Annotated in this window: 14 protein-coding genes; 11 read left to right on the top strand and 3 right to left on the bottom strand. The window is 66.2% G+C overall.

Annotated features, from left to right (window positions below):
- The first annotated feature begins 93 nt into the window (after nucleotides 1-93).
- From KSS90_RS21435 to KSS90_RS21415, 5 genes are all read left to right on the top strand, one after another.
- Entirely contained in the window at nucleotides 94-339 is a 246-nt protein-coding gene (locus KSS90_RS21435) for a hypothetical protein (protein ID WP_217867178.1), read from the top strand.
- Nucleotides 336-587 (top strand): DUF3077 domain-containing protein, encoded by a 252-nt coding sequence (locus KSS90_RS21430; RefSeq protein WP_217867177.1) that lies wholly within the window; start codon nucleotides 336-338, stop codon nucleotides 585-587. The genes KSS90_RS21435 and KSS90_RS21430 overlap by 4 nt, the downstream gene beginning before the upstream one ends.
- Before the next feature lie 172 nt (nucleotides 588-759).
- Nucleotides 760-1,323 (top strand): GNAT family N-acetyltransferase, encoded by a 564-nt coding sequence (locus tag KSS90_RS21425; protein ID WP_134690010.1) that lies wholly within the window; start codon nucleotides 760-762, stop codon nucleotides 1,321-1,323.
- 50 nt (nucleotides 1,324-1,373) lie between these two features.
- On the top strand, nucleotides 1,374-1,943 hold the full coding sequence (locus tag KSS90_RS21420) for a hypothetical protein (RefSeq protein WP_225933101.1): 570 nt from the start codon (nucleotides 1,374-1,376) through the stop codon (nucleotides 1,941-1,943).
- Nucleotides 1,944-1,978: 35 nt separating this feature from the next.
- Nucleotides 1,979-2,518 (top strand): hypothetical protein, encoded by a 540-nt coding sequence (locus tag KSS90_RS21415; protein WP_217867175.1) that lies wholly within the window; start codon nucleotides 1,979-1,981, stop codon nucleotides 2,516-2,518.
- A gap of 5 nt (nucleotides 2,519-2,523) precedes the next feature.
- Here the strand turns inward: KSS90_RS21415 and KSS90_RS21410 are convergent, their stop codons facing one another.
- Nucleotides 2,524-2,991, bottom strand: coding sequence for a DMT family transporter (locus KSS90_RS21410; protein ID WP_217867174.1), 468 nt, complete (start codon nucleotides 2,989-2,991; stop codon nucleotides 2,524-2,526).
- Nucleotides 2,992-3,082: 91 nt separating this feature from the next.
- On the opposite strand from KSS90_RS21410, the gene KSS90_RS21405 reads away from it, so the two are divergent.
- Nucleotides 3,083-4,003: a LysR family transcriptional regulator gene (locus KSS90_RS21405; protein ID WP_217867173.1), complete on the top strand. Its 921-nt coding sequence runs from the start codon at nucleotides 3,083-3,085 to the stop codon at nucleotides 4,001-4,003.
- Between the two features lie 34 nt (nucleotides 4,004-4,037).
- Nucleotides 4,038-4,424: a lysozyme inhibitor LprI family protein gene (locus KSS90_RS21400; RefSeq protein WP_094010239.1), complete on the top strand. Its 387-nt coding sequence runs from the start codon at nucleotides 4,038-4,040 to the stop codon at nucleotides 4,422-4,424.
- A 15-nt stretch (nucleotides 4,425-4,439) separates the two neighbouring features.
- On the opposite strand, the gene mnmH is transcribed toward KSS90_RS21400, so the two are convergent.
- A complete protein-coding gene (gene mnmH, locus KSS90_RS21395) occupies nucleotides 4,440-5,552 on the bottom strand; it encodes a tRNA 2-selenouridine(34) synthase MnmH (RefSeq protein ID WP_217867172.1) in 1,113 nt (370 codons plus the stop codon).
- Nucleotides 5,552-6,586, bottom strand: a complete 1,035-nt coding sequence (selD, locus tag KSS90_RS21390; protein ID WP_217867171.1) for a selenide, water dikinase SelD — start codon at nucleotides 6,584-6,586, stop codon at nucleotides 5,552-5,554. Before selD ends, mnmH begins: the two co-directional genes overlap by 1 nt.
- Nucleotides 6,587-6,719: 133 nt before the next feature.
- On the opposite strand from selD, the gene KSS90_RS21385 reads away from it, so the two are divergent.
- The 4 genes from KSS90_RS21385 to phnE are packed head-to-tail and all read left to right on the top strand — an operon-like array spanning nucleotide 6,720 to nucleotide 9,950.
- Nucleotides 6,720-7,574 carry a putative selenate ABC transporter substrate-binding protein gene (locus tag KSS90_RS21385; RefSeq protein ID WP_217867170.1) on the top strand — a complete coding sequence of 285 codons (855 nt, stop codon included), beginning with the start codon at nucleotides 6,720-6,722 and terminating at the stop codon, nucleotides 7,572-7,574.
- Nucleotides 7,571-8,365: a phosphonate ABC transporter ATP-binding protein gene (locus KSS90_RS21380; protein WP_217867169.1), complete on the top strand. Its 795-nt coding sequence runs from the start codon at nucleotides 7,571-7,573 to the stop codon at nucleotides 8,363-8,365. The genes KSS90_RS21385 and KSS90_RS21380 overlap by 4 nt, the downstream gene beginning before the upstream one ends.
- Nucleotides 8,359-9,186, top strand: coding sequence for a PhnE/PtxC family ABC transporter permease (locus tag KSS90_RS21375; protein ID WP_217867168.1), 828 nt, complete (start codon nucleotides 8,359-8,361; stop codon nucleotides 9,184-9,186). The genes KSS90_RS21380 and KSS90_RS21375 overlap by 7 nt, the downstream gene beginning before the upstream one ends.
- Complete coding sequence (phnE, locus tag KSS90_RS21370; protein ID WP_217867167.1) at nucleotides 9,183-9,950, top strand: phosphonate ABC transporter, permease protein PhnE; 768 nt, start codon at nucleotides 9,183-9,185, stop codon at nucleotides 9,948-9,950. The genes KSS90_RS21375 and phnE overlap by 4 nt, the downstream gene beginning before the upstream one ends.
- Nucleotides 9,951-9,972: the final 22 nt, after the last annotated feature.

Raw genomic sequence — 9,972 nt, 5'->3', positions numbered from 1 at the left:
CACACGGGCTTCTCACCATGCGTACGACTGCCACCCTAATCTGTGAGAAGGATCAAGGTGGTTGTTCCTGAATTTCAATTTCGAGGAGTAACCATGAAAAAACTTGTACCCGACCCACCCTATCCAATCCCCTTCGTCACCATCATCAGCGACCTCGACCCCGAGGACGCCATGGCCCATGCCAACAAGCTGATGCACATCCTCAGCGACACCGTCCACGCCTACACCGTCTGCCAGCGCGACGCGCGCCTCGACGTGATGATGGACAGCATCGAGATCCTCGGCCAACTGGTCATCTCGCTGGTCCGCCACGCCCGGGCCAAGGGGGCGCCGGTATGAGCGACGACTTCAAACCCGGCCCGACCCAGGGCAAGACCACCTGCCTCGCGATCTTCTGTATCCAGCCCGGCATCCCGTTCGACCACGCCTTCGGCGACCTGTCGGTGTTGCTCGGCTGCGTGGCGCATTTCACCACCGAGGCGGAGATGGAAGGGGACCTCATGGCCGGCAGTGCCGCACGGATTCTCAGTGGGCTGGCCAAGGGGCTGATCGATGACATGGAATTGGGGTTGAATCGAGCGCGGTGAATGGGGGCTGCTGCGCAGCCCTTTCGCCGGCAAGCCGGCTCCCACCGGGTTTTGTGTAATGCCTGTGGGAGCCGGCTTGCCGGCGAAAGGGCCGCAAAGCGGCCCCAGGGATGCCAGACCGAGCCACTGTCGTTAGACTGTCATCTCCTCACCACCGGACAGGAGTCCCGGCGTGCCCGACCCCCGCAGTTTCCCCAGCGACCTGTGCCTCGACAGCCCACGCCTGCAGCTGCGCCCCATGCGCCATGGCGATGCGCAGCAGTGGCTGACCATCATGGCCGACCCGGAAGTGATGCGTTACTGGTACCACGCCCCCTGGCAGACCCTGGCCGAGGCCGAGAGCGCCCTGGCCGCCGACCGCGAGGCCTATGCCGCCGGCCAGTTGCTCAAGCTGGGCATGTACCGCCGAGACAACGGCGAGTTGATCGGCATGGTCCAGCTGTTCAACCTCGAAGAGGGCTCGCGCCGGGGCGAGATCGGCTACTGCCTGGCCAAGTCCGCCCAGGGCCGGGGCTACATGGACGAAGCGCTGACCTGCTTCATCGACTACCTCGCCCACACCCTGCACCTGCGCCGCCTGGAGGCGGAAATCGACCCGCGTAACCAGGGCTCGGCGCGCACCTTGGAGCGCCAGGGTTTCGTGTTGGAAGGCACTTTGCGTGCGCGCTGGTGCGTGGCCGGTGAGCTGTCTGACTCGGGGCTTTATGGTCTGCTGCTCGAGCCGCCTGTCGCCTGACGCCCGCTTGCGCTATGGTCGCGCCTTTCGCTGCTGGATGGAGCCTGCGCGTGCCTGCTTTGTATGTGCTGTTCACCCTTGTGCTGTTCCTGCTTTGCCTGTGTTTCGATGGCCTGCTGATGGGCGTCGACGGGCATATGCCGGCGTTGCAGATACTGGTCATGGGCCCATGGGGCATTGCCTTCGGGTTGTACCAGTGGTTTGCCAATCCGTTGCTGGGGCTGGCGATCCTCGCCCGTCGGCGTTTTCGCCGGGTGGCGCTTGGCGCTGGCCTGATCGCCCTGGGCCTGGCGCTCAGTTGCCTGGGTATCGAGCGGCTGCCGGACAACCGCAGCTATGAATTCCTGCCGCTGACCGGTTTCGGCCCCGGCTACTACCTGTGGACACTGGCAATCCTGCTGTTCTGCCTGGGGCAGGGGTGGTGGTGCCGCAAGGCGCAAACGGCGCAGGATATGCCGCGCTGGCGCTGGTTCGATGTGCTGTTGATCGCGGTGCTCATGACCACGATCTACGTGGCGACCAAGATGCCCAGCCTAGGCGTGCAAATTCGCAGTTCCGATGAGCCGATGGAGCAGGCACAGGCAGTCTTGGGTTTGGAAAGCCAGCAGGTGCTGGGTTAAGGTCGCATCTCGTCCGCTTTCAGCAGGTGCCTGACTTGCCCGCTTTCTACCTGACCACCAGCCTCGCCCTGTACCTGCTGAGCCTGGCCTTCGACGGCGCCCTGACGGGCGCCGGGCGGCATGTGCCGGCCTTGCAGATGCTGCTCTACGGCCCTTGGGGCATCGCCTTCGGGCTCTACCAGTGGTTGGCCAACCCCCTGCTGGCACTGGCGATCCTCGCCCACCGGCGGTTCCGGCGCCTGGCGCTGGGCTGCGGCTTGCTGGCGTTGTACCTGGCGGTTAGCAGCTTTACCATCGAACGGCTGCCGGATAACCAGAGTTATGCCTTCCAGGATGTGACGGGCTTCGGAGCGGGTTTCTACCTGTGGTTGTTGGCGATTCTGTTGTTCTGCCTGGGGCAGCTCTGGTGGTGCTGGAAGGCCCGTTCGGCGGCGGATGTACCGGGCTGGGGCTGGCTCGATGTGGCGTTGATCGCGGCGCTGAGCGTGACGCTGTATGCCGGTACGCAGATGCCGTCGCTGCGCTTCGAGCCGCACAAGGTGATCGTGCCCCCGGAGCAGCCGCAAACCTTGTGATGGTCTTAGCGCGCCGTCCCCCACTGCACCACGATCATTCCCAGCACGATCATCCCCACCCCGGCCAACCGCAGCAGGTTGACCGGCCGTTCCGGCAACCCCATCAAGCCGAATTGGTCGATCAACAGCGACGACAGCACCTGCCCGGCCACCACGCAAACGATGAACCCCGCGGCTCCCAGCCGTGGCGTCAGCACCAGCGCGGCGGTGATGTAGAGCACCCCGGCAACCCCGCCGAACCAGGCCCACCAGGGCGCATGGGCCAGTTGCTGCACCTGTGGCAGAGGCGCGCGCATCAGCAGCAGGGCCGGCACCAGCATCAGCAGGCTGACCAGCAACGACACCCCGGCCGCCCATAGCGGATGGCCGAGCAGGCGCCCGAGCGCGGCATTGCTGCCCGCCTGAAACGGCACGGCCGCCCCGGCGAGCAGGGCGATGAGCAAGGGGAGGGTGGCGAAGAGGTTGGCGGGCATGGTGTCTACTCCTGATCAAAACACTGGCCTTAGTCTTCGCTATGCACTTCAATGATGGAAATTCGAATTTTGCACAGGCTGTATTCGTAGCATGGATGATTTGCGCCGTATCGACCTCAATCTACTGCTGACCCTGCACGCCCTGCTCAGCGAGCAGCATGTCTCGCGTGCGGCATTGCGCCTGCACCGCAGCCAACCGGCGGTCAGCCATGCGTTGGCGCAGTTGCGCGAGATCTTCGCCGATCCGCTGCTGGTGCGACGCGGTGGCCGCCTGCAACTGACTGCCCGCGCCGAATCCCTGCACGCACCTTTGCAGGAGGCTTTGCAGCAACTCGACGGATTGCTCGGCACGCCGGGCTTCGAGCCGGCGCGGGCTCGGCGTACCTTTCGCCTGGCCATGTCCGACTACGGAGCCCGCGTGGTGTTGCCGACGCTGATGCGCCAGCTGCGCCGCGAAGCGCCAGGTATCGACCTGGTGGTGTCCCAGGGCAGCCGCGAAGCGATGCTCGGCCAACTGATCGACGGTGAGACGGACCTGGCGTTGGGTGTGTTTCCCGAGCTGCCGACGGAAATGGCCCAGCAGGTGCTGTTCGAGGAGTCCTTCGTCTGCCTGGCCGACCGCGCCAGCCTGCCGTCCCGTGGCGGCCTGGCGCTGGACTCGTGGCTGGCGCGGCCCCACGTGCTGGTGGCGGTGCGCCCCGGCATCGACAACGAGATCGACCAGGCTCTGGCCACCTTGGGCGCGCGTCGGCGCATCGCCTTGACCCTGCCGCATTGGGGCGTGGCCCAAAGTGTCATTGCCGGGACCGACCTGGTGCTCACCGTGGCCCGGCGCAGCCTCGCCGGTGCTCGCCTGGACCCCGCCCTGCGCCAGTTCGCGCCGCCCCTGGCGATCTCGCCGTTCGCCTTCGCCCAGGCCTGGCACTCGCGGCGCGACGGCGATGCCGGGCACCGCTGGCTGCGGACGCAAATCCAGGCGCTGTGCGTGAACGACGACGCGGCAGGGTGCTAGGCTGTGCCGCACTCATCCGCGAAAAGGAAAGCCCATGTTCAAGCATTGCCTGGTCGGCGCCGCCGCCCTGCTGATCGTTGCCGGCGCCCAGGCCGAGGACTATTCGCCCACCTACACCCAGTGCATGGACAAGGCCTCCAGCACCCTGGCCATGGGCGCCTGCATCCAGGCCGAAACCCAGTTGCAGGATGACCGGCTGAACCGGGTCTACAAGCAGCTCATGGCCAAGCTCGACAGCCAGCAGCAGAAGGACCTGCGCGAAGTACAGCGCACCTGGATGAAATACCGCGATGGCAACTGTGCGTTCCACGGCAAGTTGAGCAACGGCAGCATCTACCGCATCGAAGGTGCGATGTGCGAGATGGACATGAGCAAGGACCGGGCGGCTGAGCTGGAACGGGTGCTCAGCCCGGGGCAGTGATGTGCCATCCGCGAATCAGGTGCTGCGTTGCTCACGCAGCGCCCGGGCCTTCAGGTACTCACGCACTTGCACCCCGTCTCCGGCGAACTCGATCCGTTGCGCCTTGGCCGCACGCTGGTAGGCGTACATCGGGTCGTAGTATTCCTTGAGCAGCCCTTCTATCCACCCTCGGTGCAGGCTCACGTCGCCGCTGCGCAACTGCTCGTCCAGCGCCTGGTCGAGCAACGCCGACAATCGCTGGAAGCGCTCGCCGCCCAGGCGTTTGTAGATGTTGGTCATGCTCTGGCGCATGCGTTCGGCGAACAGCGCGCCGCCGGCCTCTGCACCATGCACGGCGATGAACTCGGCGCACAGGTTGATCACGTAGTCGCGCAGGATGCGCTCCACGCGATGCTCGAAGCTGTCCTCAAGCCACACCAGCGGATAGCGCTGCATGCCCTGGTACAGCTCCAGCGGCACCGCGCAGCTGCCGACCACACGGCCTTCGTCCTCGAGCACGAACTGGCCGATGCCCCGGTCACGTTTTTTCAGAATGTCGATGGCCAGCGCATTCTCGAAATCGATCTGCGCCGGCTGCGCGGTGGCGCGCTTGCCGAAGCTGGAGCCGCGGTGGTTGGCATGGCCTTCCAGGTCCAGCACGTTGTCCAGCTGGAGCAGCACGTCGGTCTTGCCGGTGCCGGTCAGGCCGCCCACCAGCACGAAGTCGCAGTGCTGCACCGCTTGCTGGGTGGTCTCCAGCAGCACGCTGCGCATGGCCTTGTAGCCGCCCACCACCTTGGGGTACTGGATACCGGCTTCCTGCAGCCAGCCCTGGACGATCTGTGAGCGCAAGCCGCCACGGAAGCAGTAGAGGTAGCCGTCGGGATGAGCCTGGGCGAATGCCGCCCAGGCGTCGAGGCGTTGCTGCTTCACCGCACCGTTGACCAACTGGTGGCCCAGGGTGATGGCGGCAGCCTGGCCCTGCTGCTTGTAGCAGGTGCCGACTTTCTGCCGTTCCTGGTCGGTCATCAGGGGGAGGTTGACCGCGCCGGGGAAGGCACCCTTGGTGAATTCGATCGGCGCGCGCATGTCCATCAGCGGCACGTCGTCGAGGAACAGCTGTTTCAGCTCGGTGCAGTCGGGACGCATCAGATCACCTCGACTGCGTGGCTCTGTCGCTCGACCAGTTCGCCGATCGGCGCCAGTTCGAGCCCGAGCTCTCGGGCCACCGCGAGGAACTCGGCCTCGCCTTGCGGGCTGACCGCCACCAGCAGGCCACCGCTGGTCTGCGGGTCGCACAGCAGGTGCTTCTGCTGGTCGCTCAGCGCGCCGATCTTATGGCCGTAGCTGTCGAAGTTGCGCAGGGTACCACCGGGGATGCAGCCCTCGGCCAGGTAATGCTCGACGCTGGGCAGGCGCGGCACCGCAGCGAATTGCAGGCGTGCGGTGAGGCCGCTGCCTTCGGCGACTTCGACCAGGTGGCCGAGCAGGCCGAAGCCGGTGACGTCGGTCATCGCCTGCACGCCGTCGAGCTTGCCGAAGCGGCTGCCCGGGGTGTTGAGGGTACACATCCAGTCGCGGGCCAGGCCCTGGTCCTGGTCGCGCAGCTTGGCCTTCTTCTCGGCGGTGGTGAGGATGCCGATGCCCAGTGGCTTGGTCAGGTACAGGCGGCAACCGACGCTGGCGGTGTCGTTGCGCTTGAGGTGGCGCTTGTTCACCACGCCGGTGACGGCCAGGCCGAAGATCGGTTCGGGGGCGTCGATGGAGTGGCCGCCGGCCAGCGGGATGCCGGCTTCGGCGCAGACCGCGCGGCCACCGCGAATCACCTCGCGGGCCACTTCCGGGGGCAGCACGTTGACTGGCCAGCCGAGGATGGCGATGGCCATCAGCGGGTCGCCGCCCATGGCGTAGATGTCGCTGATGGCGTTGGTGGCGGCGATGCGACCGAAGTCGTACGGGTCATCGACGATGGGCATGAAGAAATCGGTGGTCGACACTACTCCGCGTTCGTCGTCCAGGGCATAGACCGCGGCATCGTCGCGCGAAGCGTTGCCGACCCAGAGGTTCGGGTCCAGCGCCTGCGTACCGCTCTCGGCGAGGATTACATCCAGCACCTTGGGAGAAATCTTGCAGCCACAGCCGGCGCCGTGGCTGTACTGTGTCAGACGAATCGGCTCGCTCATACGCACCTCGGATTTTCGTGATGCGCGATTGTAGCAAAGCTGACCTTTGTGCCTTCGGCTCTTATACTTCCCTCGATCAGTCGCAAGCCCAGGCTTCAGGCTGCTTTCCCCGCTATGCAACCGGAGAACCCCCATGCTCAAACGCCCACTGGCACTCGCTGCCGGCCTCGTCCTGTCCTGCTGCGCGGTCGTCGCCCAGGCCGCCGATGTCCTGCGCGTCAGCGCCATCCCTGATGAAGCGCCGACCGAACTGCTGCGCAAATTCAAGCCGCTGGGTGAATACCTCGAGCAGCAACTGGGCATGAAGGTGCAGTTCGTGCCGGTCGCCGACTACCCGGCGGTGGTCGAGTCGCTGGCCAGCAATCGCCTGGACCTGGCCTGGCTGGGGGGCTTCACCTTCGTCCAGGTACACCTGAAAGACCCGACCGCCACGCCACTGGTGCAGCGCGAACAGGACGCCCAGTTCACCTCCAAGTTCATCACCGCCAATCCGGAGGTGAAGAGTCTGGCCGACCTGAAGGGCAAGACTTTCGCCTTCGGCTCGATCTCGTCCACCTCCGGCAGTCTGATGCCGCGCTACTTCATGCTCAAGGAAGACAACATCAAGCCTGAGAGCTATTTCAGCCGTGTCGCCTACTCCGGTGCCCATGACGCCACCGTGGCCTGGGTGGCGGCGGGCAAGGTCGATGCAGGCGTACTCAACGCCAGCGTATGGCAGAAACTGGTCGATGCTGGCAAGGTCGATACCGGCAAGGTGAAGGTATTCGCCACCACCCCGACCTACTACGACTACAACTGGACCGTGCGCGGCAATCTGGACCCGGCGCTGAAAGAGAAGATCAAGCAAGCCTTCCTCGCCCTCGATCCGGCAAAACCCTCGGACAAGGCGATCCTCGACCTGCAGGCCGCTAGCCGCTTCATCGAGACCAAGCCTGAGAACTACCAGGGCACCGAGCAGGCCGCACGCGAGGCCGGCCTGCTGAAGTGAGTATTCGTCTGCACGAGGCCAGCCTGCGCCACGGCAAGGTACAGGCCCTGAATGCTGTCGACCTGCGTATCGACAAGGGTGAGCGGGTTGCGATCATCGGGCCCTCCGGGGCCGGTAAATCCAGCCTACTGCACGTGATGGCCACCGCCACCAGGCCCAGCGCCGGGCAGCTCGATGTGCTCGACGCGCAGCCGTGGGCGTTGTCGGCGCGCGCGCGCCAGCACCTGCGCGCGCGTATCGGCCTGGTGCATCAGGCGCCTCCGTTGCCGCCGCGTCAGCGTGTGGTGACGGCGGTGCTGGCCGGTCGGCTGGGGCAATGGAGCACGTTGCGCGGCCTGCTCAACCTGGTGCATCCGGGCGATGTGCCGGGGGCTCGTCAGGTCCTGGCTGAACTGGGGCTGGCGGACAAGCTGTTCGTCCAGTGCGGGCAGTTGTCCGGAGGGCAGCTGCAGCGGGTCGGCATCGCCCGGGCGCTGTACCAGCGTCCGGAGGTGCTGCTGGCCGATGAGCCCGTTTCGGCGATGGACCCGGTCCTGGCCGATCATAGCCTGGCGCTGCTCAACCGGCATGCCCAGGCGCACGGCGTGACGCTGGTCGCCAGCCTGCATGCGGTGGAGCTGGCGCTGGCGCACTTCCCACGGGTCATTGGTATCCGCGAAGGGCGGGTGGCCTTCGACTGCCCGGCCCAGGCGGTGAGCGAAAGCCTGCTCGAGGCGCTGTATGCCAATGAACAGTTGGCCTCGCCGGTCAGTGCGGGAGCGGCCCTTAGCGTGCAGATTCCGCGATGCTGAACGCTGACGCCCGCGACCCCGCGGCGCTGCCTCGTCTGCTGCTGACGCTGCTGTGCCTGGCGCTGCTGTGGCCGGGACTTCACCTGAGCGAGCTGAACCCCGGCGTGCTGCTGCAGGCGGAAAACCGTCAACAGATGGCCAGTTTCGTCGGCGCCTTCTGGCCGCCGGCCCATGATGCGGATTTTCTCGTTCTGCTTTGGGCTGCCACGTTGCAGACCTTGGCCGTGGCGACTGCCGGCATGGCCCTGGCCCTGTTGCTGGCGGTGCCGGCCAGTCTGCTGGCCAGCCGCGCGCTGTCACTGCGTGCGGCGTCCCAGGGCGGTCGCCCTGGCTTCTGGTCACGGGGTTTGCGCCTGCCGGTGCGTGGCCTGCTGGTGTTCCTGCGCAGCGTGCCGGAGATCGTCTGGGCGCTGCTATTCGTTCGCGCCGTGGGCCTGGGGCCGACCGCCGGGGTGCTGGCCATCGCCATCACCTACAGCGGCATGCTCGGCAAGGTCTACGCGGAAATCTTCGAGTCGGTGGACCAGCGCCCGGCGCATGCCTTGCTGCAGGCCGGCAGCGGTCGCTTGTCGGCGTTCTGCTACGGCATCCTCCCCAACGCCGCGGCGGAGGTGGTGTCGTACACCGTCTACCGCTGGGAGTGCGCGGTGCGGGCTTCCGTGGTGATGGGCTTCGTCGGTGCCGGTGGCCTGGGGCAGCAGATCGACCTGTCGATGCGCATGTTCGCTGGCGACCAGGTGGCGAGCATGTTGCTGGCGTTCCTGGTGCTGGTGGTGCTGGCCGACCTGCTCAGCCGCCTGCTGCGCGGGAGGCTGGCATGAACCGGGCGATCAACCTGCTGGTGCTGCTGGGAATCGCGGTGGCGGTGAGCGCTTCGTTCGCCTACCTGGAACTGGACCTGCACGGAGTAATCGGTAATGGCGGGCTCGGCCAGATGGCGGAGTACGCCGGACGCTTCCTGCAGCCGGATCTTTCCTTCGAACACTTGCGCGCCGTAGGCCGTGGCGCGCTGGAAACCCTGGCGATGTCTGGGTTGGGTACTTTGCTGGCGATGCTGCTCGGCCTGTTACTGGCGTTGCCCGCCGCCGGTCGCTTCGGTTGGCCGTTGCAGGGCGTGGCGCGGCTGCTGCTCAATGCGCTGCGGGCTGTTCCGGAGCTGGTCTGGGCGGCGCTCACGGTCCTGGCCGCAGGCCTGGGGCCGAATGCCGGCACCTTGGCGCTGGCGCTGCACACCGCCGGGGTACTGGGGCGACTGTTCGCCGAGGCGCTGGAGAATGCACCGCCCGAGCCGGCAGCAGCGATACGCCTGCAGGGCGGCAGCCAAGTGGCGGCCTTCTGCTTCGGCACCTTGCCCAACCTGTGGCCGCAGTTGCTGGCGTACAGCCTGTATCGCTGGGAGAACAACATCCGCATGGCCAGCGTGCTGGGCTTCGTCGGCGCGGGTGGGCTGGGGCAGATGCTCTACGCGACCTTGAGCTTGTTCCAGGAGGCCCAGGCCAGCACGGTGATCGTTGCCATGCTGCTGCTGGTGCTGTTGGTGGATGCCCTGAGCGACGTGCTGCGTCAGCGTTTCGTACGCGCGTGAATGGGCTTGTTGCGGCACCTGA

Source organism: Pseudomonas maumuensis, assembly GCF_019139675.1.
In the GTDB taxonomy this organism is placed as follows: domain Bacteria; phylum Pseudomonadota; class Gammaproteobacteria; order Pseudomonadales; family Pseudomonadaceae; genus Aquipseudomonas; species Aquipseudomonas maumuensis.
This window is presented reverse-complemented; position numbering and strand designations above follow the sequence as displayed.